Origin of the sequence: Actinomadura mexicana (assembly GCF_900188105.1) — a bacterium.
GTDB lineage: Bacteria > Actinomycetota > Actinomycetes > Streptosporangiales > Streptosporangiaceae > Spirillospora > Spirillospora mexicana.
This window is the reverse complement of record NZ_FZNP01000006.1, coordinates 156251-179901: the sequence shown is the minus strand read 5'-3', so window position 1 is coordinate 179901 and position 23651 is coordinate 156251. Positions and strand designations below refer to the sequence as shown.

26 protein-coding genes are annotated in these 23651 nt (G+C 72.8%); 17 read left to right on the top strand and 9 right to left on the bottom strand.

Annotated features, from left to right (window positions below):
• Nucleotides 1-32 precede the first annotated feature (32 nt).
• The 3 genes from CHC11_RS17240 to CHC11_RS17230 are packed head-to-tail and all read right to left on the bottom strand — an operon-like array spanning nt 33 to nt 2940.
• Entirely contained in the window at nt 33-1682 is a 1650-nt protein-coding gene (locus tag CHC11_RS17240) for an MFS transporter (protein ID WP_245919334.1), read from the bottom strand.
• A 48-nt stretch (nt 1683-1730) separates the two neighbouring features.
• Nucleotides 1731-2291, bottom strand: coding sequence for a GNAT family N-acetyltransferase (locus CHC11_RS17235; RefSeq protein WP_089312765.1), 561 nt, complete (start codon nt 2289-2291; stop codon nt 1731-1733).
• Nucleotides 2292-2343: 52 nt separating this feature from the next.
• Nucleotides 2344-2940: a CGNR zinc finger domain-containing protein gene (locus CHC11_RS17230; RefSeq protein ID WP_245919332.1), complete on the bottom strand. Its 597-nt coding sequence runs from the start codon at nt 2938-2940 to the stop codon at nt 2344-2346.
• A 106-nt stretch (nt 2941-3046) separates the two neighbouring features.
• On the opposite strand from CHC11_RS17230, the gene CHC11_RS17225 reads away from it, so the two are divergent.
• Both CHC11_RS17225 and CHC11_RS17220 read left to right on the top strand, forming a co-directional pair.
• Nucleotides 3047-3301: a hypothetical protein gene (locus CHC11_RS17225; RefSeq protein ID WP_143227106.1), complete on the top strand. Its 255-nt coding sequence runs from the start codon at nt 3047-3049 to the stop codon at nt 3299-3301.
• A complete protein-coding gene (locus CHC11_RS17220; RefSeq protein WP_089312763.1) occupies nt 3298-3651 on the top strand; it encodes a VOC family protein in 354 nt (117 codons plus the stop codon). The genes CHC11_RS17225 and CHC11_RS17220 overlap by 4 nt, the downstream gene beginning before the upstream one ends.
• Here the strand turns inward: CHC11_RS17220 and CHC11_RS17215 are convergent.
• Nucleotides 3646-5037 carry an aminotransferase-like domain-containing protein gene (locus CHC11_RS17215; RefSeq protein WP_089312762.1) on the bottom strand — a complete coding sequence of 464 codons (1392 nt, stop codon included), beginning with the start codon at nt 5035-5037 and terminating at the stop codon, nt 3646-3648. The genes CHC11_RS17220 and CHC11_RS17215 overlap by 6 nt on opposite strands.
• Between CHC11_RS17215 and CHC11_RS17210 the strand changes: the two genes are divergently transcribed.
• Nucleotides 5036-6025, top strand: a complete 990-nt coding sequence (locus CHC11_RS17210; protein WP_089312761.1) for a DMT family transporter — start codon at nt 5036-5038, stop codon at nt 6023-6025. The two genes, CHC11_RS17215 and CHC11_RS17210, sit on opposite strands and share 2 nt — an antisense overlap.
• On the opposite strand, the gene CHC11_RS41355 is transcribed toward CHC11_RS17210, so the two are convergent.
• Nucleotides 6015-6191 (bottom strand): hypothetical protein, encoded by a 177-nt coding sequence (locus CHC11_RS41355; protein WP_179278875.1) that lies wholly within the window; start codon nt 6189-6191, stop codon nt 6015-6017. The two genes, CHC11_RS17210 and CHC11_RS41355, sit on opposite strands and share 11 nt — an antisense overlap.
• Before the next feature lie 238 nt (nt 6192-6429).
• Here CHC11_RS41355 and CHC11_RS17205 point away from each other — a divergent pair, with 238 nt between their 5' ends.
• From CHC11_RS17205 to pgsA, 8 genes are all read left to right on the top strand, one after another.
• Complete coding sequence (locus CHC11_RS17205) at nt 6430-7464, top strand: glycoside hydrolase family 18 protein (RefSeq protein ID WP_089312760.1); 1035 nt, start codon at nt 6430-6432, stop codon at nt 7462-7464.
• A 138-nt stretch (nt 7465-7602) separates the two neighbouring features.
• Nucleotides 7603-7824 carry a hypothetical protein gene (locus tag CHC11_RS17200; protein WP_089312759.1) on the top strand — a complete coding sequence of 74 codons (222 nt, stop codon included), beginning with the start codon at nt 7603-7605 and terminating at the stop codon, nt 7822-7824.
• A gap of 155 nt (nt 7825-7979) precedes the next feature.
• Nucleotides 7980-8918, top strand: coding sequence for a 4-hydroxy-tetrahydrodipicolinate synthase (gene dapA, locus CHC11_RS17195; RefSeq protein ID WP_089312758.1), 939 nt, complete (start codon nt 7980-7982; stop codon nt 8916-8918).
• Nucleotides 8915-10600 carry a ribonuclease J gene (locus CHC11_RS17190; RefSeq protein ID WP_089312757.1) on the top strand — a complete coding sequence of 562 codons (1686 nt, stop codon included), beginning with the start codon at nt 8915-8917 and terminating at the stop codon, nt 10598-10600. Before dapA ends, CHC11_RS17190 begins: the two co-directional genes overlap by 4 nt.
• A gap of 99 nt (nt 10601-10699) precedes the next feature.
• Nucleotides 10700-13360: a DNA translocase FtsK gene (locus CHC11_RS17185; RefSeq protein ID WP_089312756.1), complete on the top strand. Its 2661-nt coding sequence runs from the start codon at nt 10700-10702 to the stop codon at nt 13358-13360.
• Nucleotides 13361-13503: 143 nt separating this feature from the next.
• Entirely contained in the window at nt 13504-14256 is a 753-nt protein-coding gene (locus CHC11_RS17180; protein WP_089312755.1) for a helix-turn-helix domain-containing protein, read from the top strand.
• Between the two features lie 111 nt (nt 14257-14367).
• Nucleotides 14368-15807 carry a 30S ribosomal protein S12 methylthiotransferase RimO gene (gene rimO, locus CHC11_RS17175; RefSeq protein WP_089312754.1) on the top strand — a complete coding sequence of 480 codons (1440 nt, stop codon included), beginning with the start codon at nt 14368-14370 and terminating at the stop codon, nt 15805-15807.
• Complete coding sequence (pgsA, locus tag CHC11_RS17170) at nt 15804-16397, top strand: CDP-diacylglycerol--glycerol-3-phosphate 3-phosphatidyltransferase (RefSeq protein WP_089312753.1); 594 nt, start codon at nt 15804-15806, stop codon at nt 16395-16397. Before rimO ends, pgsA begins: the two co-directional genes overlap by 4 nt.
• Before the next feature lie 21 nt (nt 16398-16418).
• Here pgsA and CHC11_RS17165 read toward each other — a convergent pair whose 3' ends face one another.
• Complete coding sequence (locus CHC11_RS17165) at nt 16419-17204, bottom strand: MOSC domain-containing protein (RefSeq protein WP_179278874.1); 786 nt, start codon at nt 17202-17204, stop codon at nt 16419-16421.
• A gap of 48 nt (nt 17205-17252) precedes the next feature.
• Between CHC11_RS17165 and CHC11_RS43885 the strand changes: the two genes are divergently transcribed.
• The 5 genes from CHC11_RS43885 to CHC11_RS17140 all read left to right on the top strand — a co-directional run bounded on the left by CHC11_RS43885 (nt 17253) and on the right by CHC11_RS17140 (nt 20881).
• Complete coding sequence (locus CHC11_RS43885) at nt 17253-17585, top strand: DUF1990 family protein (RefSeq protein ID WP_425427329.1); 333 nt, start codon at nt 17253-17255, stop codon at nt 17583-17585.
• Between the two features lie 334 nt (nt 17586-17919).
• Nucleotides 17920-19215 carry a CinA family nicotinamide mononucleotide deamidase-related protein gene (locus CHC11_RS17155; RefSeq protein WP_089312752.1) on the top strand — a complete coding sequence of 432 codons (1296 nt, stop codon included), beginning with the start codon at nt 17920-17922 and terminating at the stop codon, nt 19213-19215.
• 111 nt (nt 19216-19326) lie between these two features.
• Nucleotides 19327-19680: a helix-turn-helix domain-containing protein gene (locus CHC11_RS17150; RefSeq protein WP_089313015.1), complete on the top strand. Its 354-nt coding sequence runs from the start codon at nt 19327-19329 to the stop codon at nt 19678-19680.
• Between the two features lie 129 nt (nt 19681-19809).
• A complete protein-coding gene (locus CHC11_RS17145; protein WP_089312751.1) occupies nt 19810-20277 on the top strand; it encodes a Dps family protein in 468 nt (155 codons plus the stop codon).
• Between the two features lie 103 nt (nt 20278-20380).
• Nucleotides 20381-20881: a hypothetical protein gene (locus CHC11_RS17140; protein WP_143227099.1), complete on the top strand. Its 501-nt coding sequence runs from the start codon at nt 20381-20383 to the stop codon at nt 20879-20881.
• On the opposite strand, the gene CHC11_RS17135 is transcribed toward CHC11_RS17140, so the two are convergent.
• From CHC11_RS17135 to CHC11_RS17125, 3 genes are all read right to left on the bottom strand, one after another.
• Nucleotides 20882-21760 carry a LysR family transcriptional regulator gene (locus tag CHC11_RS17135; RefSeq protein ID WP_089312749.1) on the bottom strand — a complete coding sequence of 293 codons (879 nt, stop codon included), beginning with the start codon at nt 21758-21760 and terminating at the stop codon, nt 20882-20884.
• Between the two features lie 128 nt (nt 21761-21888).
• A complete protein-coding gene (locus tag CHC11_RS17130) occupies nt 21889-22680 on the bottom strand; it encodes a DNA-formamidopyrimidine glycosylase family protein (protein ID WP_089312748.1) in 792 nt (263 codons plus the stop codon).
• Between the two features lies 1 nt (nt 22681).
• A complete protein-coding gene (locus tag CHC11_RS17125; protein WP_089312747.1) occupies nt 22682-23146 on the bottom strand; it encodes an RrF2 family transcriptional regulator in 465 nt (154 codons plus the stop codon).
• 58 nt (nt 23147-23204) lie between these two features.
• Here CHC11_RS17125 and CHC11_RS17120 point away from each other — a divergent pair, with 58 nt between their 5' ends.
• Nucleotides 23205-23621: a tautomerase family protein gene (locus CHC11_RS17120; protein ID WP_245919331.1), complete on the top strand. Its 417-nt coding sequence runs from the start codon at nt 23205-23207 to the stop codon at nt 23619-23621.
• Nucleotides 23622-23651: the final 30 nt, after the last annotated feature.

Genomic DNA, 23651 nt, shown 5'->3' with positions numbered 1-23651 from the left:
TCACCGCTTGTTCTCGTGGGACGACAGGGGGACTAGCGCTTCGATTCTTCCCGATGAAGATCAGTGCTCGGGCGCAGCCGCAGCGCGGGGCCGAGCCCGAGGGCGAGGATCGCCGCGGTGGTCAGGGCCGCGTTCCTGGTCGCGACGGCGAGGCTGGCGTCCGCGGCGTGCGCCTCGGCGGCCAGCCCGGGCTTGTGGTGCAGATCACGCCCGGAGGTCCCGGCGCTGTGGCGCAGGTCGTGGGCGAGGACCGCCCGCCGCTCCGGGCTCAGCGAGGAGCCCGCCAGCCGGTCGGTCATCGCGTGCCCGAGGCTCGTCGCGTACACCGTCCCGATCGCGGCGATGCCGAGTGCCGCGCCGACCTGCCGGGCCGTCGACTGGGTGCCGGACGCCTGGCCCGACTGCGCGGGCGGGACGTCCGCGAGCGAGACGTTCGCCAGCTGCGCCGACGTCAGGCCGAGCCCCAGCCCGTACAGCAGCATCCACGGCGCGAGCCCGAGGCTGCCGGTCGTCGCCGAGACGGTGAGGGCCAGCCCGAGGACCGCGGCGACCTCCAGCACCAGGCCGATCTGCACGACCCGGTGGGGGCCGCGCCTGTCGGCGAGCCTGCCCGCGCACCCGCCGGACACGAACGCGCCGACGGCCAGCGGCAGGATCGCCAGGCTGATCTGCAGCGGGTTCGTGCCGTGCACGCCCAGCAGGAACAGCGGCAGGACGAACAGCAGCCCGAGCTCGCCCACGTTGATCAGCGCCGAGGTCAGGTTGCCGCGCCGGAAGTTGGGGATGCGGAACAGCGCCAGGTCGAGCATCACCGGGCGCCCCGCCGCCGCTCGGGACCGCTCGACCACGACCAGCGCCGCGATCAGTACGGCGCCGAGCGCCAGGACCACGGGGACGGGGGACGTGGCCGCCTCCGGCCAGCGGAACCCGCCGGCGGTGAACGGGCGCGTCGCGGCCCACCACCCGTACGTCTGCCCCTCGATGATCCCCCAGACCAGCGCGCCGAGGCCGAGGGCGGCCAGCACGCCGCCCGCCCAGTCGATCTCGCGCCGCGCGCCGCCCGGCAGGGGCGTGCGCGTCTCGGGCATGAACCGCAGCGCCCCGGCGATCAGGACGGCGCCGAGCGGCAGGTTCACCCCGAACGCCCACCGCCAGCCGCCGCCGGTGGCCAGGGCGCCGCCGGCGAGCGGCCCGAGCGCCGCCATACCGCTGATCATCGAGCCCCAGACGCCGAAGGCGACGGCCCGGTCCCGCCCGGTGAACACCGCGTTCACCGTGGACAGCGTCGCCGGCATGAGCATCGAGGCGCCGACGCCCTGCAGCGCCCGCGCGCCGATCAGGGCCGCGCCGCCGGGGGCCAGCGCGGCGGCGAGGCTCGCCGCCGCGAACACCGCCACCCCGAGCACGAACATCCGGCGGCGCCCGACCAGGTCGCCCAGCCGCCCGAACGGGATGAGCAGCGCGGCGAACACCAGCGAGTACACCGAGGTCGCCCACTCCGCGCCCGAGGTGGAAAGGCCCAGGTCGGAGACGATCCGGGGCAGCAGGACGCCCATGATCGTGGCGTCCACCACGACCAGCGAGACGCCGAGGCTCATCACGACCAGGCCGAGCCGGCGGTGCCGGGCGGAGGGCGCCGGTGCGCAGGCACGGGGCGGCGTCAGAAAAGTGGACTCGGGCACGACCTCCAAGATATGGCCGGATCGCCCGTGCGCCTCACCGACCCCTGGCTAGGAGCCCGTCCCGTCCGGCGGGGCGCTGATGTCGGTGTGCAGCCGGATCTGCCGGACGGGCTCGCCCATGTCGAGCGTCCGGGCCGTGCCGTCGGGCGCCCAGCCGGCCGAGCCGAGGAACGTGCGCGTCACCTCGTCGCCGTCGAACACCCAGGAGACCAGGGTGGTGAAGCCGTCCTCGCGGAGCAGGTCCACGGTGGCGGCGAGCAGCCGGCTGCCGTGCCCGGCGCGCGCGTGCAGCGGGTCGACCAGCAAGGTGATCAGCTCGGCGGCGCCGGCCGGGTCGAGGTCGGCGTCCTCGGCCGGGGCGTGCGCGGCGAAGCCCACGACGATGTCGGAGGCCACCGCGACCAGGAGCCGGTGCCGCGGGCTCGGCGGCGCGGTCGCCGCCTCAGCCCACCTGTCGCGCCACCGCTCCACCGCGGCGTCACTGGTGACCTGGGTCAGGACGTCCGCCGGCAGCAGGTCGCGGTACCCGTGCCGCCATGCCATCACCTGGATGCCGGCGACGGCGGCCGCGTCCGCGCGCCGCGCGGGCCGCACCCCCACATCCGCCATGCCGTGCTCACGTCCTCTCGCCGGGATCCCGGCCCACCCTAGCGAGCGCCGGCTATGCGGGAGCGCGCCGCCGCGCCCGGTAGGCGCGGGTCTTGGTGCGGTTGCCGCAGACCCTCATCGAGCACCAGGTGCGCGAGCGGTTCTTGGAGGTGTCCAGGAACGCCCAGCGGCAGTCGTCGACCTGGCAGGTCTTCAGGCGCGGCCAGGTCCCGGCGGCGACGGAGTCCATGATCGCGGCGGCGATCCGGGCCAGGCCGCCCGCGGCGGCGCCGGGCGGATCGAGCGGGACGAGCGCGGGGCGCGGACCGGCCAGCGTGACGCGCAGCGGCAGCGCGGCCAGCACGTCCTCCAGATCGTCTGGAATGCCGGCGTCCTGCGGCCCGTGGTGGGCCTCCATGGCCTCGCGGAGGCCCTCGCGCAGCGCGCCTGCGGTGCGGACGTCGGCGTCGTCGGAGCCGGTGCCCTCGGGGACGAGCCCGCGTCCGGCCAGCCATCCGGCGAGTCCGGCGGGGGTGGCGATCTCGTCGGCGGCGGACTCGACGTCGAGCGTGTTGACGAAGTCCGCCAGCAGCAGCGCGGGATCGGCCGGTGGCGGCGCGGAGCCCTCGCCCGTGTCGGTGCCGGCCATCGCGCCCTCCTGCTCGTCCATGGGGAACTCTACCAAGGGTAGACACCGGCATAAAGCTTTTGCTGGTTGCGCGAGGAGCAACACCGGCATTACGGTTTGGATGGTGTCAATGAACGGGAGGACGACCATGAACGAGCTGCCGTACTTCGCGGTGCTCGCGACGCGCCATGCCTATGCCGAACGCGAGTACGCCCGCCTGCACGCCGACATCGTCGAGGCGAGGCTCACCGCCCGCGCGCGGGCGCGGGAGCGCGCCGCCCAGAGGCGGGCCTGGGTCCGCGACCGGCTCGGCGGGCTGCACCGGGCGCGGCGCACGCCTCCCGCCGCGTACTGCGCCCGCGCCGCGGCGCGCCCCGTCCGGGCGGCGGGGGTCCTGCGATGAACCCGAAGGTGGGCAACCTCGTCATCGACTGCGCCGACCTGGGCGCCATGGCGGCCTTCTGGGGCGGCCTCCTCGGCATGAAGACGACGGCGGAGAGCGACGACTGGCTGGACCTGGAGCCGCTGGGGCCGGGCGGGCCGATCCTGTCGTTCCAGCGCGTGCCCGAGGGCAGGAAGGTCAAGAACCGGCTGCACCTGGATCTGGACGTCCCGGACATCCGCTCCGCCGGCGAGCGGGCGGAGAGCCTCGGCGCCAGCCCGGCCGCCGGGCCCGCGGGGGGCCCGGCGCACCCGTTCCAGGTCTGGCGCGACCCCGAGGGCAACGAGTTCTGCCTCTGCACCGCCTCATGACCGCAGGACGGCGGCGAGGCGGCGCACGCCCTCGGCCAGCTCCGCCTCCGACGCCGCCGTCCCGTAGCTGATCCGCAGGTGGGGGGCGGGGGCCTCGGCGGGGAAGAACGGGCGCCCCGCGCTGACCAGGACGCCGGCGCGCAGCGCGGCCTCGGCCAGCGCGGTGTCGTCCACGCCGTCCGGCAGCCGGGCCCACAGGTGCAGGCCGCCCGCCGGGCGGTTCACCCGCAGCTCCGGCAGGTCGCGGGCGAACGCGGTGAGGAGCGCGTCCCGGCGCGAGCGCAGGGCGGCCCGGACGGCGCGCAGGTGGCGCGGCCATCCCGGCGAGCTGACCAGTTCCAGCAGCGTCTCCTGCAGCGGCCTGGCGGGGAAGAACTCCTCGACGAGCTGCGTCGCGCGGATCCGCTCGGCGACCGGCCCCCGGGCGACCACTGCGGCCACCCGCAGACTGGGCGCGGTGGCCTTGGTGAGGGACGCGACGTGCACGACCCGGCCGTCGGCGTCCTGCGCGATCAGCGGCGGCGGGGGCGCGTCGATGCCGAGGTGCCGAGCGAAGTCGTCCTCCACCACGAACGCGCCCGCCGCGCGCGCCACGTCCAGCACCCGCTCGCGCCGTTCGGCCCCCAGCACCGTGCCGGTCGGGTTGTGGAAGGCGGGCTGCGTGTAGAACACGCGCGCCCCGCTGATCGCGAACGCCTCCGCGAGCAGATCGGGACGGACGCCGCCCGCGTCCACCGGGACGGGCACCGGATGCAGCCCGCTCGCCCGCGCCACCGCCAGGACGCCCAGGTACGTCGGCGACTCGACCAGCACCGGGGCGCCCGGCGGGAGCAGTGCCCGCAGCACGGTCGTCAGCGACTGCTGGCCACCGCTCGTGATCAGCACGTCGGCGGGGGAGACGGCGCCGCCGACCGTGCGGGCGAACCAGGCGCGCAGCTCCGGCGCGCCGCCGAGCCGCGGCATCTCCCACGCGTCCGGGCGACGGGCCGCCCGCGCCGCCGCCGTCGCGAGCGCCCGCACCGGCTGGAGCGCCGGGTGCAGGTAGCCGCCGCTGAGCGCGACCACGCCGTCCGGCGCCGGGGTGAGCAGCCACGACACCCCGGACGGGTCCACTGACCGGTCGCCGAGCGTCACCGCCTGCCAGCCGAAGTCGGCCGGTTCCGCGGCGGTCTCGGCCCGCGGCGCGGCGAACGCTCCGCTGCCGGGCCGCGTCACCACCAGGCCCTCGGCGGCCAGCAGCCCGAGCGCCCGCGACACCGTGACCGGGCTGACCCGGTGCCGCTCGACCAGCGCACGGCTCGACGGCAGGCGCTCGCCGGGGCTCATCCGGCGGACCTCCGCGCGCAGCCGGCCGGCCAGCGCCGCCACACTGCTATCGTGTTTCATGAGGATCAAAGATAGCGCTACCGGCTTCACGCGGATAGCGGCCGGAACCTCCGGGACGGGTCTCGGGCTCGCGGCACTCGGCGTCCTGACCTTCTCTCTCACCATTCCGAGCACGGTCTTCGGGCTTGAGGGGCTCGACCCGTACGTGATCGGCATCGGCCGCTCCGCCGCCGCGAGCGTTCTTGCCGCCATCGCACTGCTATCGGTGCGGGCGCGCCCGCCGCGCCGCGGGCAGCGGGCGAGTTTCGCGGTCGTCGTCGCCGGGGTGGTCTTCGGGTTCCCGATGTTCTCCACGCTCGCGCTCGACCACGGCGCCTCCTCCGGCCACTCGGCCGTCGTCGTCGGGCTGCTGCCCGCCGCCACCGCCGTGCTCGGGGTCCTGCGCGCGGGGGAGCGCCCCTCCCGCGCCTTCTGGGTCGCGAGCGCGGCCGGCGCGGCCTGCGTCACCGCCTTCGCCCTGGTCCGCGGGGCGGGCCGCGTCACGCCCGCCGACCTGCTGCTGTTCACCGCCCTTCTCACCTGCGCGGCCGGCTACGCCGAGGGCGCGCGCCTGGCCCGCGACATGCCGGGCTGGCGCGTCATCTCCTGGGCGCTCGTGCTGGCGGCCCCCGTCACCGTCCCGGTCACCGGGTGGCTGCTCGCCACGACCCACCCCGCCTGGACGGCCCACGCCTTGCTCGGCTTCGGCTACGTGTCCGTCTTCTCCGCCTACCTCGGCTTCTTCGCCTGGTACGAGGGCCTGGCGCGGGCCGGGATCGCCCGCGCCAGCCAGATCCAGCTCACCCAGCCCATGCTCACCCTGTTCTGGTCGGGCGTCCTCCTCGGCGAACGGATCGACGCCACGACCGCGCTGGCGGCCGTGGCCGTGCTGGTCTGCGTGGCCCTCACCCAGCGCGCCCGCATTCGGCGCGCCCTGCCCGACGTCACGCAGGCCCGCGCGGCCCGAGTGTCCGCCGGGAGTGGGCGGAGCGGCGAGGTCAGTCCTTGACGATCTGAGCCAGGAGCGTGATGACCGCCACGCCCACCCCGATCGGGATCGCCAGATCCGGAGCGGCGGCGGCGAGTGCGGCGGCCCCGATCGCCACCAGGACGATCACGAGGGCCCGTGTGCTGATCAGGGGGCGGGGTTCACCCTGCCTCGGTGGGACTCGCATGCCGGTTGACCTCCATCCGTGTGGACGGTAAGGACCGGGCGGCTCCCCATCGAGACCAACGGGCCGACACCACGAGCCGCCTCGTGAGTACAAGGTTCCCCTCTTGTCAACCGCCGCCGCGCGCGGCGCGCGAACACGTCCCAACCATGATCGTTATATGGCCGGACCGTGGGACGCGGCTGGGGCGCAGCTGGGCCGGCGCGCGCCTGGCGCCTGGATCTTCCGACATGATTGCGTGATGCGCGTGTTGTGGCGGGTCAGCCGGATTCTGGGGTGGGCGGCGGCCTACGTGCTCGGCCTCGCCGCGCTGGTGTTCGCCGGGGCCTGGGTGTGGTGGCAGCCCGAACCGCGGGCGCACGGTACCGAGGCCAACGCGCTCTGGGCGCGGCACCAGTGGGTGGGGGAGCCCCACAGCGACGCCGAGTACCGGGCGTTCGGAGCGCTGCTGAAAGAGAACCGCATCACCGACGTCTTCTTCCACGCGGGGCCCTTCGAGGCGGACGGCACCGTTCCCGAGGCCAAGTACCGCTACGCGCGGCAGCTCCTCGCCGCCGTGCGCCGGTACGCGCCGGGCGTACGCGCGCAGGCCTACCTGGGGCAGATCCGGGTGGTGGACGGCCAGGGCGTCATCGACCTGGACGACAAGGCCGTGCGGGCGCGGGTGCTGGAGACGGACGCGGCCTTCCTCGACCTCGGTTTCGACGGCATCCACTACGACTTCGAGCCGATCTACCCCGATGACCGCGCCTTCCTCTCGCTCATGGACGCCACCCGCGAGCTGACGCGGGCGAAGGGGAGGCTGCTGTCGGTGGCGCTGGAGCAGCAGACCCTCCTGGACGGAACCCAGCCGATCTACAAGGCGCTCGTACCGCGCACGGGGAAGTTCCACTACCCGCCGCGCCCCACCCGGGACTTCCTGCGCGCCGTCGCCGACCGTGCCGACCAGGTCGCGATCATGACCTACGACGTGTCGCTGCCCACACGCTCCCTCGCCGGGTGGCACTTCGCCCGGCACACCCGCACGGCGCTGGAGCTCATCGGCGACCGCACGACGGTCTTCATGGGCGTCCCCACCTACCGGCCCCTCATGGAATGGGCGGAGGACCTGCCCGTCGCCCTGCGCGGCGTCCGCCGCGGGGTCGACGATCTCGAGCGGCCGCCCAGGCGGCCGTACGGTGTCGGCGTGTACGCGGACTGGACGACCAGTCCGGCCGAATGGTCACGTTACCGCGCTACCTGGCTACCCCGAGCGACAGGAAGTCTTGGCGGCTGAGAAACCCACGCCGCGACGTTCCGAAACTCGCGTTTCCCCAGGTAAAAAGGGGTGGATAGGCGCACAATCCCGCGGGTAGTGGAGGGTGCGGAAGGTCAAGCCTCGACAGCGGATGGCCAGGGGAAGTGGGGACGGCCGATGGGCACTCAGCAGCCCGCGCGGCACGACGCCGACCGAATCGGTGAACTGGCGGCCGAGTTCGCCGGGTGGCGGATCGGCCGGGGCGGGTCCGGGCAGTGGTGGGCCGTCCGGGGGAACGACCTCGTGCGCACGTACGACGTCGAGGAGCTCCGCCTCCGCCTGCAGGAGATGACCGCTGGGTCACGTTATCCAACCGAGTCCGGGACGTGGCCGGACTGACCCCGTAACGCGGCATTTGCGTGCCACGATGTCGGTTGTGGGAGCCGCCGCCACGCGTACCCCCGAGCGTGTGGCGGCGGCTTCCTCCCGTTTTCTCCCGTTTCCCTTCGACCTGCGGGTCCAAGTGGAACGGCCGGAACGGTACCGTTCGTTGCATGGCACCCAGCACATCCACTGACGCTCCGTTCGGACGGATGCTGACCGCCATGGTCACCCCGTTCCTGCCGGACGGCGGCGTCGACTACGACGGCGCCGCGCGCCTCGCGGCCCACCTGGTCGACGAGCGGCGCCACGACGGTCTCGTCGTCAACGGGACGACAGGCGAGTCGCCCACGACGAGCGACGAAGAGAAGAGCACACTCCTGCGCGCGGTCATCGAGGCGGTCGGCGACCGCGCCGTGATCGTCGCCGGTGCCGGGACCAACCACACCGAGCACAGCCTGAAACTCGCGCGCCAGGCCGAGGCCGCGGGCGCGCACGGCCTGCTCGTGGTCACGCCGTACTACAACAAGCCTCCGCAGGAGGGCCTCGTCCGCCACTTCACGGCGGTGGCCGACGCGACGGCGCTGCCCACCATGCTGTACGACATCCCGGGGCGCACCGGGGTGCCGATCCAGAACGACACGCTCGTGCAGCTCGCCGAGCACCCGCGGATCGTCGCCGTCAAGGACGCCAAGGGCGACCTGTTCGGCGCCTCCAGGGTGATGGCCGAGACCGACCTCGTCTGGTACTCCGGCGACGACAACCTCAACCTGCCGTGGCTGTCGGTCGGGGCGGCGGGGTTCGTCAGCGTGGTCGGCCATGTCGTCGGCGTCGAGCTCCATGAGATGATCGACGCATACCGCGCCGGTGAGCACGGGCGGGCGCTGGAGATCCACCGGCGGCTGCTGCCCGTGGTCGCCGCCATCATGACCCGTACGCAGGGCGCCATCGCCGTCAAGGCAGCGCTGAACCTGCTCGGCCTCCCCGGAGGCGGCCCGCTTCGCGCGCCGCTGGTGGAGGCCCCGCCGGAGTTCGCGGCGCGCCTGCGTGAAGACCTCACGATAGGGGGAGTCAAAGTGCCGGAGGTCGTCATCCCGGAGGTCGCCCGGTGAGCCATCCTCACCCGGAACTCTCGAAACCGCCCGCGCCGCCCAAGGGCGGGCTGCGGATCGTCGCGCTCGGCGGGCTGGGGGAGATCGGCCGCAACATGACGGTGTTCGAGTACGGCGGTCGCCTGCTCATCGTCGACTGCGGCGTGCTCTTCCCCGAGACCGAGCAGCCCGGCATCGACCTGATACTGCCCGACTTCGAGTACATCAGGGACCGGCTGGACGACATCGAGGCCGTCATCGTCACGCACGGCCACGAGGACCACATCGGCGCCGTCCCGTACCTGCTGCGCGAGCGCCGCGACATCCCGCTGGTCGGCTCGCGGCTGTCGCTGGCGCTGCTGGAGGCCAAGCTCACCGAGCACCGCATCAAACCGGTGACCCACGTGGTCGCGGAGGGGGAGCGCCGCGCGTTCGGGCCGTTCGACTGCGAGTTCCTCGCCGTCAACCACTCGATCCCGGACGCGCTCGCCGTCGCCATCCGCACGCCCGCCGGGCTCGTCCTGCACACCGGCGACTTCAAGATGGACCAGCTCCCGCTGGACGGCCGGCTCACCGACCTGCCGGGGTTCGCCCGGCTCGGCGCCGAGGGCATCGACCTGCTGATGTCGGACTCGACGAACGCCGAGGTGCCGGGCTTCGTCACCAGCGAGCGCAACATCGGGCCGGTCGTGGACGAGGTGTTCCGCACGGCGGAGGGACGGCTCATCGTCGCCTGCTTCGCCTCGCACATCCACCGCGTCCAGCAGGTCCTGGACGCCGCCGTCGCCAACGGCCGCAAGGTCTGCTTCGTCGGGCGGTCCATGGTCCGCAACATGGGGGTCGCGCGCGAGATCGGGTACCTGAACGTGCCCGATGACATCATGGTCGAGCAGAAGGTGATCGACGACATCCCCGGCGACCGGCTCGTGCTGGTGTGCACCGGGTCGCAGGGCGAGCCGATGTCGGCGCTGTCGCGGATGGCCAACCGCGACCACTCGATCCGCATCACCGAGCGCGACACCGTGATGCTGGCGTCGTCGCTCATCCCGGGCAACGAGAACGCGGTCAACCGCGTCATCAACGGCCTCACCCGGTGGGGCGCCCGCATCGTCCACAAGGGCAACGCGCTCGTGCACGTGTCCGGGCACGCCTCGGCGGGCGAGCTGCTGTACGTGCTCAACATGACCAAGCCGGCGAACTTCATGCCCATCCACGGCGAGTGGCGGCACCTGCGCGCGCACGCCAAGCTCGCCGCGCTCACCGGCGTGCCCGAGGACGGCATCGTCATCGCCGAGGACGGCGTCGTCGTCGACCTCGTGGACGGCCAGGCCAAGATCGTCGGTGCGGTGCCCGCAGGGTACGTGTACGTGGACGGCCTGTCGGTCGGCGAGGTCACCGAGACCTCCCTGAAGGACCGGCGCATCCTCGGCGAGGAGGGGTTCGTCTCCATCGTCATCGGCCTCGACTCCACCTCCGGCAAGGTGGTCGCCGGTCCCGAGGTGCACGCCCGCGGCGCCGGCATCGTCAACGAGGACTTCAACGAGATCATCGCGCGGATCGAGGACGTGCTGCGGGACGCCGCCGGCGACGGCGTCAACGACGTGCACCAGATCAGCCAGCTGATCCGGCGCACCGTCGGCAAGTGGGTCAGCGACAACTACCGCCGCCGCCCGATGATCATCCCGGTGGTCGTCGAGGTCTAGCGGCGCTCCGGGCGGACGGAGGGCAGCCGCCCTCCGTCCGCCCGACACGCCCGCCCGCCATCCCGGGAACCACGGGGGTCCTTGGTTACTCTCATAACCATGGCCACACGTGCGTCTGGAGGCGCGAAACCCTCCTCGCGTGCGGGGGGCACGGCGGCTCGCAAGCCCGCAGGTCCGGCCCCCCGGAAGCGACCGAGCGGCAACTCCAAGGGGGGCCGCGGCTCGGGCCGTGGGCGCCCCCCGCAGAAGCCCGACCCGATCCCCCAGGCGGTCCTCGGGTTCTTCAAGCTCCTGTTCAGGCTGTACCTGCTGGCGGCGGTCGCGGTCGGGTCGGTGTTCCGCGCCTACGGGAACGGGGCCCGCAACCTCGATGCCGAGCACCGCCGCGACGGGCTGGGGCTGGCGCTGCTCGGCTCGTCCATCGTGCTGGCCTCCGTCACCTGGTTCCGGCCGGACGGCGTCGTCACCATCGCGCTGGAGAAGGTCGTGCGCGGCGGTCTCGGCATCATGGCGATGGTCCTGCCCGTGCTGCTGGCGCTGCTGGCGTGGCGGACGCTGCGCCACCCCGAGCACCACGAGGACACCGGCCGCGTCGTCATCGGCATCACCGCGCTCGCCGTGGGCGTCCTCGGCATCCTGCACATCGCCGCCGGCGTCCCGTCCCCCGCCGAGGACATGAACGGCGTCCGCGAGTCCGGCGGCGTGGTCGGCTGGCTCGTGTCGGCCCCGCTGGACGCGGCGCTGAGCGGGTGGGTGGCCGTCCCGCTGCTGCTGCTCCTGTCCGGGTTCGGGCTGCTGGTCGTCACCGCGACGCCGATCGCGAAGGTGCCCGAGCGGGTCGCCGACCTGTGGGCGATGGCCACGCTGCAGAGCCGCCCCGAACGCCCGTCCGCGGGCGAGGCCGCGGGCGAGGCCGCGCCGAAGAAGCGGCGCCGCAAGAACAAGACCGAGGACGGCGACGAACTGGAGGTGGGCGAGCACTCCAAGCCGTACGACACGCCGCTGCTGGAGGACGAGCCGAAGAAGGCCGGCCGGCCCCGCCGCGACCTCGCCGACGAGCTGTTCGAACCCGACCCGTTCGGAGCGCAGGTCCCGCCCCCGGCCCCGCCCGCCGACGGCGAGCCGATGGACGAGCACGTCGCCGGCGAGTCCTTGGCCGCTGATCCGATGGCCGCTGATCCGATGGCCGCCGGCGCGACGGCCCAGCCCGCGACCGAAGCCGAGCACCCCGAGGTGCGCGACCCGTCGCCGGCGCCGCGCCGGACCGAGCAGCTGCCGCTGTCGTCCTCCGGCGAGATCTACGTGCTGCCCGACCCGACGGCGCTGCGGCCCGGCAGCATCTCCAAGCCGCGCACGAAGGCCAACGACACGGTGGTGAACGCGCTCACCGGCGTGCTGGAGCAGTTCGACATCGACGCGCAGGTCACCGGGTTCACCCGGGGCCCGACGATCACCAGGTACGAGATCGAGCTCGGCCCGGCGGTCAAGGTCGAGAAGGTCACCGCGCTGACCAAGAACATCGCCTACGCGGTGAAGAGCGCCGACGTGCGCATCATCTCCCCGATCCCCGGCAAGTCCGCGATCGGCGTCGAGATCCCCAACACCGACAAGGACATCGTCAGCCTCGGCGACGTGCTGCGCTCCCCGGCCGCCACCAATGAGCACCACCCGATGATCGTCGGGCTCGGCAAGGACGTCGAGGGCCGCACGGTCGTGGCGAACCTGGCGAAGATGCCGCACATCCTCATCGCGGGCGCCACCGGGGCCGGCAAGTCGACCTGCATCAACGGGCTCATCACCTCGATCCTGATGCGCGCCACCCCCGACGAGGTGCGGATGATCCTCGTCGACCCCAAGCGGGTCGAGCTGACGATGTACCAGGGCATCCCGCACCTCATCACACCGATCATCACCAACCCGAAGAAGGCCGCCGAGGCCCTCGAATGGGTCGTCGGCGAGATGGACCGCCGCTACGACGACCTGGCCGCGTCCGGGTTCCGGCACATCGACGACTTCAACAAGGCGGTGAAGGCGGGCAAGCTGACCCCGCCGCCCGGCAGCGAGCGCGTCTACACCCCGTACCCGTACATGCTCGTCATCGTGGACGAGCTGGCCGACCTGATGATGGTCGCGCCGCGCGACGTGGAGGACTCGGTCGTCCGCATCACCCAGCTCGCCCGCGCCGCCGGGATCCACCTCGTCCTGGCGACGCAGCGCCCGTCGGTGGACGTGGTCACCGGGCTCATCAAGGCCAACGTGCCGTCCCGGCTGGCGTTCGCGACCTCCTCGCTGTCCGACAGCCGCGTCATCCTCGACCAGCCCGGCGCGGAGAAGCTCGTCGGGCAGGGCGACGCCCTGTTCCTGCCGATGGGCGCGAGCAAGCCCATGCGCCTCCAGAACGCCTACGTCTCCGAGAAGGAGATCCACAGCGTCGTCGACCACTGCAAGGGGCAGATGGAGGCGAGCTACCGGGAGGACGTCGCCGCGGCCGGTGCGCCGAAGAAGGAGATCGACGAGGAGATCGGCGACGACATGGACCTGCTCGTCCAGGCGATCGAGCTGGTCGTGTCCACGCAGTTCGGATCGACGTCGATGCTCCAGCGCAAGCTGCGCGTCGGGTTCGCCAAGGCGGGGCGGCTGATGGACCTGATGGAGAGCCGCGACATCGTCGGACCCAGCGAGGGCTCCAAGGCGCGGGACGTGCTGGCCAAGCCGGACGATCTCCCCGGGGTGCTCGCGGAACTGCGCGGCGGCGGTTGAGCGCGGGGCCGGGGCATTGCGGAATGATGCGAAATCTTGCCCTGTTTCGAACGTGTTGGCAGTCGCCGAACGGGCACGCCCGTTCCTAGACTGCTTTCACGGCCGTGCGGGATCGGCCATGAGCTCCTCAGAGGAGGCCCGGCGTGAGCATCGGTGAGACCTTGGCGGAGGAGCGTCAGCGGGCCGGTCTCTCGATGACCCAGGTGAGCCTCCAGACGCGGATACGCGAGACCGTCATCCGCGGCATGGAGGCCGATGACTTCTCCGCGTGCGGGGGCAACTTCTACGCCCGTGGCCACATCCGCAGCATCTCGCGCGTGATCGGCATCGATCCGGAACCGCTCGTCGCCGAGTTCGACGCCGCCCACGGCGGTGCCCCGCAGCCGGTCTCGGCGGTGTCGGCGTTCGAGCCGGAGCAGCCGCTCGCGTTCCGCGAGCGGCGGTCGCCGAACTGGAGCGCCGCGATGGCGCTCGCACTCGCGCTCGTGGTCATCTACGGGATCGTCCAGGTGGTCGGGCACGGCGGCGGCGGCGAGCGGCGCACCGCGCGGCAGGTCGCCGGGACGCCCGCGCCGTCCACCCCGTCCGCCGCGCCGTCCGCGCCGAAGAGCAACGCCCCGGTCGCGGAGGCGCCGCGCACCAAGGTCGAGGTGCGGGTCGAGGCCAAGCGGACGACCTGGCTGAACGTCCAGGGCGACAAGGGCAGGTCGCTGTTCAGCGGGATGCTCCGCGAGGGCGACCAGAAGAGCTTCAGCGCCGACAAGAAGGTCCGGCTGGTGATCGGCGTCGGCGGCAGCGTCAACCTGACCGTCAACGGCAAGGACCTGGGCTCCCCCGGCAAGGGCAAGGGCGTCCAGCGGCTGACCTTCGACCGCAGCGACCCCGAGCCGGCCTGATCCGGGGGCCCTGGCAGGGCCGGCGCGATCCGCCGCCCGCCGGGACGTTCACCGTGAGGATGCCGCGGGCCGATGGTCGGTATTCGAGCGGGGGCCCATTACCTTAGGGGCATGTCCACTCGCCGCAAGGTCTCACTCATCACGCTCGGCTGCGCCCGTAACGAGGTCGATTCCGAGGAGCTCGCCGCGCGCATCGAGGACGCGGGCTGGGACCTGGCGGAGGGCGCGGACGGCGCCGACGTGGTGGTCGTCAACACCTGCGGGTTCATCGAGGCCGCCAAGAAGGACTCGATCGACACGCTGCTGGCCGCGCACGACTCCGGCGCCAGGGTCGTCGCGGCCGGGTGCATGGCCGAGCGGTACGGCAGCGAGCTGGCCGAGGCGCTCCCCGAGGCCGACGCGGTGATCGGCTTCGACGACTACACCGCGATCGGCGAGCGTCTCGACGACGTCATGGCGGGACGCAGGCGCGACGCGCACACCCCGCGCGACCGCCGCACCCTCCTGCCGATCAGCCCGGTCGAGCGGCGGGCGCACGGTTCCCACGTCGTCGTTCCGGGTCACGGGGGGCAGGACGACCTGCCGGACGGCGTGGCGCCGGCGTCTGGTCCGCGGGTGCTGCGGCGGCGCCTCGGCGGCGGCCCGGTCGCGCCGCTGAAGCTGGCGTCCGGCTGCGACCGGCGCTGCACGTTCTGCGCGATCCCCGCGTTCCGCGGCGCCTACGTGTCGCGCCCGCCGGCGGAGGTGCTGGAGGAGGCGCGCTGGCTCGCCGGCCACGGCGTCCGCGAGCTGGTCCTCGTCAGCGAGAACTCCACGTCCTACGGCAAGGACCTCGGCGACCTGCGGGCGCTGGAGAAGCTGCTGCCGGAGCTCGCAGCCGTCGACGGCATCGAGCGGGTGCGGGTCAGCTACCTGCAGCCCGCCGAGACGCGCCCCGGCCTCATCGAGGCGATCTGCGGCACGCCCGGCGTCGCGCCGTACTTCGACATGTCCTTCCAGCACGCGAGCGGTCCGGTGCTGCGCTCGATGCGCCGGTTCGGCGACCGGGAGCGGTTCCTCGGGCTGCTGGACCAGATCCGCGCGCTGGCGCCCGAAGCGGGCGTGCGCTCCAACTTCATCGTCGGGTTCCCCGGTGAGACCGAGGACGACTTCGAGGAGCTGGCGGAGTTCCTGTCGGCCGCCCGGCTCGACGCCGTCGGCGTGTTCGGCTACTCCGACGAGGAGGGCACGGAGGCCGCGAGCCTGGACGGCAAGCTCGACCCCGCCGACGTCGCCGCCCGCGTCGAGGAGCTGTCCGGCCTCGCCGAGGAGCTGACCGCGCAGCGCGCCGAGGACCGCCTCGGCTCCGTGGTCCGCGTTCTGCTGGAGGACAAGGCGGACCAGTCGGGGGAGGGAGCGGTGGACGGCGGCTTCGAGGGCCGCGCCGAGCACCAGGCGCCCGAGGTGGACGGGACGGTCCTGGTCCGCGGCGAGGGCCTCGCGCTCGGCGACATCGTGGAGGCCCGGGTCGTGGGCAGCGACGGGGTGGACCTCGTCGCGGACCTCTCATGATCGCCGGCACCCCGGAGCCGGTCGCGGGCACGCCGGATCCGCCGCAGGCCGGCCTCTGGAACATCGCCAACGCGCTGACGCTGCTCAGGATCGCGCTGGTGCCCTTCTTCGTCTGGCTGTTCTTCCTGGACGGCACCGGCTGGCGGCTCGCCGCCTTCGCCGTGTTCGCGGTCGCCTCGATCACCGACAAGATCGACGGCGACATCGCCCGGGCGCGCGGCCTCGTCACCGACTTCGGCAAGATCGCCGACCCGATCGCGGACAAGGCGCTCACCGGGGCGGCGCTGATCAGCCTGTCGGTGATGGGCGAGCTGTGGTGGTGGGTGACCGCCGCCATCCTGGTCCGCGAGATCGGCATCACGGGGATGCGGTTCGTCGTGATCCGCCACGGCGTGATCCCGGCGAGCAAGGGCGGCAAGCTGAAGACGACGCTCCAGGTCTTCGCCATCGGCTTCTACATCCTGCCGGGCCCCCTGGACTACCTGCGCTGGGCCACGATGGCCGCGGCCCTCATCGTCACGGTCGTCACCGGCGTCGACTATGTCGTCCAGGCCTGGCGCATGCGCCGCACGTCCGGCGGGGCTTCCTGAACCTCGGCGCTTCGCGAACCGTCAGGAGGCGGTGAGCTCGTCGCCCGTGCGGAGGGTGCCGAGCGTGCGGGGGACGCCGAGCCTGCCGAACATGATCTCGCGGGTGCCGCCGAAGCGCTCGGTGCGGTACCGGGCGAGGGCGCGCAGCGGCCCGGGGGACCGGCGGGCGGTGTCCTGGTCGGTGTTGATGATGACGCAGCGGCCGCACGGCCTGATGAGCTCGATCTCCACCCGGTCGCCGCGCAGCCGGGTGACGGGGTCCTCGCCATAGGGGCCGAGGCCGTGCAGGACGATGTTGGGCCGGAAGCGCGCCATCGGGAGCCGGGCGTCCATCCGCCGGTTCAGGTCGTCGAGCGACTCGTCCGACAGCACCGAGACGGGATAGCCGTCGGCGTAGGTCAGGCTGCCGCCGCCGAGCGCGGTGGGGCGCGTCCCGGTGAAGCGGACGAGACGGCAGGAGAGTCCCAAGGTCTCGGAGAACCATCCGGCCGCCTCGTCGCCCTGGTCCATCCCCTGGCACGGGCGGCGGTGCACGGTGACGTCGAGGGCGGGGCCGTCCACCGCCTCGCACACCAGGGGCGCGGCCGCGAGCGGAGTATGGACGACGAGCTTCACGCCGTCGTAGGCGGGACGGAGCAGCGCCAGCCGGGGGACCTCCCGCTGCGACAGATGCCGCCCGTCGGGCCGCACGAGCATGAACTCCCGGTCGTGGCGCAGCCCGTCCGGGGTCAACTCGGCCTCGGCGACCGGGACCGCTCCCGCGCTCTTGATCGGGAAGACGTTCAGGCCGGCGACAACGGCGATCATGCGCCGGACGTTACGGGCCGGCCAGCCGGGTGACCAGGCGTACGGGCGATACTTGACGCGCATTCGTCAGTTTGGAGGTGTCGGGGGAGGAGTCGTTCGTCGTGCACCTGGACGATGAGGGCGACGTTCTGGCTGACGGTCTCGGCGTTCAGCCGTCCGGCGACGGCGGCCGCCAGGCTGGCGGGCCCGCTCGCAAGCATGGTCCAGCGGTCCTGTGCCCGCCGCTGCGGCGCCGTGCTGCCCCGCCTGTCGGGGGTTCAGATGGGCCGCGGGACCACGCCCACCCCGGTCGTGGCCCCGCGGCCCCGCTTTAGGGCGCCCCGCGCTATTCGATTATCCCTGTCGGCGTCCCCGTGCACGAATCGGCGGAATGAGTTTTGACTCACAATGTGACCTGCGCTTCCTGCCATTGTCGGCCGCCGGGGCCGGTGACGTGCGGCGACGATGCGCGTCCCGGGCGGTGCCCCGGCCGCGCGCAGCGTCCGGCACGGTCCGGACGCGGCGGACATAAACGCGGCCGTCTCTTTTCGCGACGACGGAAAAGCGTTATGCCGGTGGGGCCGGTGTGAAGGGGCGGAACCGGCGGCGTCCTCATTCGGTCGGTCTTTCCGGTGAACCGGCGGTCCGCCGGGCCCGTCGCGGGTCCGCGCCGGTAGATTCGGGAACGCTCGCGCGAGGGGACCGATCCCGCGCGACGGGGACGGACGGGGACGCGATGCGGGTCGAACTGCTCACCGTCGGGGACGAGCTGCTCCTCGGCGACACGATCAACGGGAACGCCGCGTGGCTGGGCCGCCGGCTCGCCGACCACGGCGTCGAGGTCACCCGCAGCGTGGTCGTCGGCGACGAGCTCGACGTGATCGTCGCGGCGGTGGCGTCCGCGCTCGACCGTGCCGACGCGGTGATCACCACCGGCGGGCTCGGCCCCACCTACGACGACGTGACGCGCGACGCCCTCGCCAGGGCGGCGGGCGTCGCCCTCGTCCGCGACCCGGCGCTGGAGCGGCGGCTGCGCGAGCGGGTCGCCCGGTCCGGCCGCGAACTGCAGCCGATGGCGCTGCGCATGGCGGACGTCCCCGAGGGCGCGCGGCTGCTGGCCAACTCCGCCGGTTCGGCGCCCGGCCTGCGCGTCGAGCTGCCCGGCGGCGTCGCCTACGCGCTGCCGGGCGTCCCGTTCGAGATGCGCACGATCATGGACGAGGTCGTGCTCCCGGAGCTCGCGGAGATCGCCGGGCTGCCCTCCGTCGCGCGCCGCACGCTGCGCACCGCCCGGCTGTGGGAGTCGGTCGTCGCGACCCGTCTCGCCGAGGTGGAGGCGATGGACGGGGTGAAGCTCGCCTACCTGCCCGACCCCGCCGAGGTGAAGATCCGCATCACCGTGGCCGGCCGGGACGCCGCCGGACGGCTGGCGGGCGTGGAGTCGCGGGTCCGGGAGCTGCTCGGCCCGTCGGTCTACGGGGTCGAGGACGAGTCGCTCAGCCTGGTCGTCCACCGGCTGCTCCTGGACCGGGACGAGACCGTCGCCACGGCCGAGTCGCTGACCGGCGGACTCATCGGCGCCGAGCTGACCGCGACGCCCGGGTCGTCCGGCACCTACGCGGGCGGCATGGTGGCCTACGCCACCGGTCTGAAGCGGAGGCTGCTCGGCGTGCCGGGCGACCTGCTCGCCGAGCACGGGGCCGTCCACCCGGACGTGGCCGCCGGGATGGCCGCGGGGGTCCGGGACGAGCTCGGGGCGACCTACGGGCTCGCGGTGACGGGCGTCGCCGGCCCCGACCCGCAGGACGGCCGTCCCGTGGGAACGGTCTATGTCGGCTTGGCCGGACCTGGAGACTCCCTCTCGGTGGTCGGCCCGAAGCTCCCGGTGCCCGGCACGGGGCCGGAGATCCGCGCGGTGGTCCGGCGGATGACCGTCGTGCACGCGCTTGAGCTGCTGAGACGTCGGCTGCTGGGACTTGACGTCGCCGACGAGAGCGGGGAGGCTCGGGCAGATCGGGAAGATCGGGGCTGATTACAGCGTTACGTTCCGAGCGAACACGAAATCAACGGTCTGCCACGGCCACCGCCAAGGCGGGTACGGTGGAACCGGCAGATGGTCCGAACTGAGGGAGGGAGCGAGACGATGGTCCTGCTTCGCCAGCTGCTCGGTGACGTACTGCGGCAGCTGCGGCTGCGCCAGGGACGCACCCTCCGTGAGGTGTCCGCGGCAGCGCGGGTGTCACTCGGCTACCTCTCTGAGGTCGAGCGGGGGCAGAAAGAGGCCTCTTCGGAGTTGCTCTCCTCTATCTGCAAAGCCCTGGGCGTCCCGCTGTCGCACGTGCTGAGGGAAGTCGCGGATCAACTTGCCCTCGCCGAGCTGCAGCACGAGCCCGTCATGGCGGGTGCGCCGGAGCACGAGCGCATCTCCGCCGAGAGCATTCCGGAGACCCCGGAGGAGATCACCGGCGAGCTTCGCGCCGACATGGTCGCCGCCTGACCGTTTCTGGCGCGTTCATGCCCCGACCCGGGCCGCGGGTGTGCGCGGCCTCACGGCATGAACTCGGCATTTCCGGGGATCCTCCCGTGTTGTAACGGATAACCGTAACGATGCGGAAGGAGCCCGTTCATGGCGTCGGTCAAGAGCCCGCTCACCGAGGCGGCGATGAAGGCCGCCGGGGACGCTTTGCAGGGCGCTCTCATCGATCTGATCGATCTCGCACTGGTCGCCAAGCAGGCGCACTGGAACCTCACCGGACGCAACTTCAAGGTCGTCCACGAGCACCTCGACGAAGTCGTCGCGCTGGCCCGCAGCGGTCAGGACGACGTCGCCGAGCGCGCCGTGGCGATCGGGGCGAACCCCGACGGCCGTGCCCGCACGGTCGCCGACCGCACGTCGATCCCGCAGCTGGAGGCCGGCCATCTCGCCGACGACAAGGTCGTCGCCGCGATCACCGACATCCTCGCGCAGATCATCGCGCGGTTCCGGGAGCGCATCGAGGCGACCGACGAGCCGGACCAGGTGACTCAGGACCTGCTCGTCGGCATCACCGCAGAGCTCGAGAAGCAGCACTGGATGTTCCAGGCGCAGACCTGACAGGACGCGACCGCGACAGCGAACCCCGGCCCCGCCGCCTGGCGGGGGACGGGGTTTTCGCGTTCCGCCGCGATCCGGCCCGCAATCTGCCGATCATTGGGGAATGCGCCCTTTCTCCCGAGCCGTGCCGCTCGCCGCCGCCCTGCTCGCCTTGGCCGCCTGCGGCTCCGAAGCCGGCGGCGCGGGCCGTCCCTGCACGTTGATCGGGTCCGAGTCCGGCATGAACCTGATCGTTCCCGACGGCTCCCGCGTCGCGTCCGCGTCCCTGCGGGTGTGCTGGAACGGGACGTGTCAGGAGCCCCGGATCGTGCTGAACCCGACATCGAAGGCCGTCTCGACCGGCTGCGACGGCGACGGCCCCGACGCCGTATGCGGCGCCTCCGCGTCCCCTGACGGAGGCAAGTCGGGCTTCGCGCGGGTCGAGGGACTGCCCGAGGCGCCCGTCCAGGTCACGCTCGAACTGCGCGACACGGAAGGTCGGACCTACCTCGCCCGTCGCCTCGACGTCACACCGAAGGCCACGTTCCCCAACGGCCCTCACTGCGGCGGAGGCGCCCCGCAGGCGGCGCTGACCGTCGCGAACGGCCAGGTGACCGTGCGCTGATCAGAGATGCGCCAGGACGGTCTCGGCGAACTCGACGGCGAGCGGGGTCAGGGCGTCCCAGCGGCGCGCCGCCCATCCGGCGGTGAGCGGCGGCAGTTCCTGGATCGGAACCAGCCGGACGTCCCCCTGCCCTCCTCCCCACCCCGGCAGGGCGGGCAGGATCGCCTGGCCGAGGTCCAGTTCGGCCAGCAGGAGCGCGGTGTCCCAGTCGGCGACGCTCGTGGTGGACGTCAGGCGCACCCCGTGGCGTTCCAGATGCATCTCCAGGTGGACGCGGGACGTCGAGTGCGCCGGCAGTTCGATGTAGCGGATCGCGGCCAGCTCGCCCAGCACCACGGACGCCCGCGCGGCCAACGGATCGTCCACGTGCACGGCGAGCACCCACGGCAGCTCGCACGACGCCCGCTGCTCGACTCCCTCCAGCGGCGGCCCGATCGTCACCCACGCGAGATCGGCCGTGTGCGAGCGCACCGCCTCCAGGCAGCGGCGGCTCGACCCGGCGGTCTCGAACTGGAGCGCCGCCTCGGGATGCCGGTCCCGGAACTCCGCCACCCCCGCAGCCATGAAGTGCCGCACGGTCGTGGCCCCGGTCGCGACCCGGACGGTGCCGCCGACCCCGCGGCGCAGGTCGTCGAGTTGACGCAGCGCGGCGTCCAGCCCGGCGATGCCCTCGGTCGCCGCCCGTTGAAGGATGCGCCCCGCGCGGGTCGGTACCACCCCGCGCGGGCGCCGCTCCAGCAGCACGAGCCCGGTCTCGCGTTCGAGCCGCTTGACGTGCTGGCTGACGGCCGACTGGCTGCACGACAGGTCGCGGGCCACCGCGCTCAGGTTTCCCGCCGCGCAGACCGCCACGAACACACGAAGATCGTCCAACGTCACGAACCCAAGCTAGACCGAGGAGCTCCCCAACAGAACCCGAGAATTGACTTGGGGTCGCACCCGACGCACGATCTCCACATGGGCGCAGGATCCGGCGACCCGGAAAGGCGGCGACCCGCTCTGAAGCCTCAGGCGGCAGGGCGGGCGCCGACCGGTTGGCAGTGCGGGCACCAGAAGGTCGCCCGCTCGTCCTGCTCCGCCCGCTCGATGCGGGTGCCGCACCTCCGGCAGGGCCGTCCGGCGCGCCCGTACACCCAGTGCTCCCGGCCGCGCCCCAGCTCACCGGTCGTGATGTGGCCGTGCCGCTCCTTGTTGGCCTCCAGAAGGCGGTGAGCGAGCCGCACAAGGGCCGAGATGTCGGGAACGTTCCCTACGGCGGTCCACGGGTTCACGCCCCGCAGGAACAGAACCTCGGCCTTGTAGACGTTGCCGATCCCGGCGACCCTCGTCTGGTCGAGCAGCGCCTCGCCGATCGCCCGCTCCGGCTCCTCCGCCAGCCGCGCGACGGACTCGGCCGCCATCTCCGGCCCCCACGCCGGATCGAGAAGGTCGGGCCCGAGGTGCCCGACCGCCAGGCCCTCCTCGTCGGTGCGCAGCAACTCCACGACCCCGAGCGAGTACCCGACCGCCTGCCACTCCGCGTTCGCCAGCACGAGCCGCACCCGGTGGTCGCGCGGAGGGGGCCCGGCCCTGCGGATCTGCCAGCGCCCCTCCATCTTCAGGTGGGTGTGGACGGTCAGCCCGCCCTCCACCCGCACGAGAAGATGCTTGCCGCGCGGGACCGCGTCCAGAACGGTCCGTCCGCGCAGATCGGCCGTCGCGTACCTCGGCACGCGGAAGTCCGAGCGCGTCAACACCCGCCCTTTCAGCGCCTCGCGCAGGCGCCGGGCGGTCAGCCAGACGACGTCGCCCTCGGGCATGTCAGATCAGGGAGGGGCTTTCCCAGGCCGACGGGTCCTCGGTCAGCTTCTGGACGGGCGCCGGCAGTTCCCCGGCGGCGATGTGCGCGAGCGTGACCTGCTCCAGGATGGACCGCTCGCTGGCGCGCAGTGCGATCCACACCTCCTGCAGGGACCGCGCGGGCCCCTCGTACCCCACGTGCTCGGGCCGCTCGCCCCGCACTCCGAGCAGCGGCCCGTCGATGGCGCGGATGATGTCGGCCAGCGAGATCCGCTCGGCCGGACGTGCCAGCCAGTAGCCGCCTTCGGGTCCCCGCTGGCTCCGGACGATCCCGGACCGGCGCAGCTGGCCGAGGATGTTCTCCAGGAATTTGGGCGGTATCTGCTGGGCCTCGGCGAGCTGGACCGCGGTCACCGGATGACTCCCGGCGACCGCCAGCTCGGCGGAGGCGCGCAGCGCGTAGTCGACCCGGGCGGACAATCGCATAGTCGCATTATCCCTTGCCGGTAGGACCACTCCGGTTCCCGGAGGTGTACCTACTAGTATGTACTCACTCGACTCGAAGGGACACGTGATCGTGCCGCTGGTCCGCATAGACGCCCTCCGGATGGAGCCTCCCCAGCTGGAGGCACTCGGAGACGCAGTCCACCAGGCCCTCATGGACTCGATCGGCTTCCCCGCCGACGACCGCTTCCAGATACTGACCAGCCACGACGGCACGACGGGCACGCTCCGCCACGGCACCTACCTGGACATCCCCCGCGATGACGGCATCGTCTACATCGACATCACCATGCGCGCCGGCCGCACCGACGACCAGAAGAAGAAGCTCTACGCACGCGTATGCGCCCTAGCCCACGAGCGCGCTGACGTAGCGCCCCACAACGTCTTCATAGTCATCCACGAGAACACCCAAGCGGACTGGTCTTTCGGCCACGGCCAGGCCCAGTACCTCCCGTAACCGACGACTCACCCGGCCCGCCCCGCGTCC

Excerpts from the sequence above, each read along its gene's own strand:
- CHC11_RS17235 (WP_089312765.1), bottom strand. The coding sequence starts at position 2,291 with ATGGCGGATGTGGGGGTGCGGCCCGCGCGGCGCGCGGACGCGGCCGCC.
- CHC11_RS17230 (WP_245919332.1), bottom strand. The coding sequence starts at position 2,940 with ATGGACGAGCAGGAGGGCGCGATGGCCGGCACCGACACGGGCGAGGGC.
- CHC11_RS17225 (WP_143227106.1), top strand. The coding sequence starts at position 3,047 with ATGAACGAGCTGCCGTACTTCGCGGTGCTCGCGACGCGCCATGCCTAT.
- CHC11_RS17220 (WP_089312763.1), top strand. The coding sequence starts at position 3,298 with ATGAACCCGAAGGTGGGCAACCTCGTCATCGACTGCGCCGACCTGGGC.
- CHC11_RS17210 (WP_089312761.1), top strand. The coding sequence starts at position 5,036 with ATGAGGATCAAAGATAGCGCTACCGGCTTCACGCGGATAGCGGCCGGA.
- CHC11_RS17215 (WP_089312762.1), bottom strand. The coding sequence starts at position 5,037 with ATGAAACACGATAGCAGTGTGGCGGCGCTGGCCGGCCGGCTGCGCGCG.
- CHC11_RS41355 (WP_179278875.1), bottom strand. The coding sequence starts at position 6,191 with ATGCGAGTCCCACCGAGGCAGGGTGAACCCCGCCCCCTGATCAGCACA.
- CHC11_RS17205 (WP_089312760.1), top strand. The coding sequence starts at position 6,430 with ATGCGCGTGTTGTGGCGGGTCAGCCGGATTCTGGGGTGGGCGGCGGCC.
- CHC11_RS17200 (WP_089312759.1), top strand. The coding sequence starts at position 7,603 with ATGGGCACTCAGCAGCCCGCGCGGCACGACGCCGACCGAATCGGTGAA.
- dapA (WP_089312758.1), top strand. The coding sequence starts at position 7,980 with ATGGCACCCAGCACATCCACTGACGCTCCGTTCGGACGGATGCTGACC.
- CHC11_RS17185 (WP_089312756.1), top strand. The coding sequence starts at position 10,700 with ATGGCCACACGTGCGTCTGGAGGCGCGAAACCCTCCTCGCGTGCGGGG.
- rimO (WP_089312754.1), top strand. The coding sequence starts at position 14,368 with ATGTCCACTCGCCGCAAGGTCTCACTCATCACGCTCGGCTGCGCCCGT.
- pgsA (WP_089312753.1), top strand. The coding sequence starts at position 15,804 with ATGATCGCCGGCACCCCGGAGCCGGTCGCGGGCACGCCGGATCCGCCG.
- CHC11_RS17165 (WP_179278874.1), bottom strand. The coding sequence starts at position 17,204 with ATGATCGCCGTTGTCGCCGGCCTGAACGTCTTCCCGATCAAGAGCGCG.
- CHC11_RS17155 (WP_089312752.1), top strand. The coding sequence starts at position 17,920 with ATGCGGGTCGAACTGCTCACCGTCGGGGACGAGCTGCTCCTCGGCGAC.
- CHC11_RS17150 (WP_089313015.1), top strand. The coding sequence starts at position 19,327 with ATGGTCCTGCTTCGCCAGCTGCTCGGTGACGTACTGCGGCAGCTGCGG.
- CHC11_RS17145 (WP_089312751.1), top strand. The coding sequence starts at position 19,810 with ATGGCGTCGGTCAAGAGCCCGCTCACCGAGGCGGCGATGAAGGCCGCC.
- CHC11_RS17140 (WP_143227099.1), top strand. The coding sequence starts at position 20,381 with ATGCGCCCTTTCTCCCGAGCCGTGCCGCTCGCCGCCGCCCTGCTCGCC.
- CHC11_RS17130 (WP_089312748.1), bottom strand. The coding sequence starts at position 22,680 with ATGCCCGAGGGCGACGTCGTCTGGCTGACCGCCCGGCGCCTGCGCGAG.
- CHC11_RS17125 (WP_089312747.1), bottom strand. The coding sequence starts at position 23,146 with ATGCGATTGTCCGCCCGGGTCGACTACGCGCTGCGCGCCTCCGCCGAG.
- CHC11_RS17120 (WP_245919331.1), top strand. The coding sequence starts at position 23,205 with ATGTACTCACTCGACTCGAAGGGACACGTGATCGTGCCGCTGGTCCGC.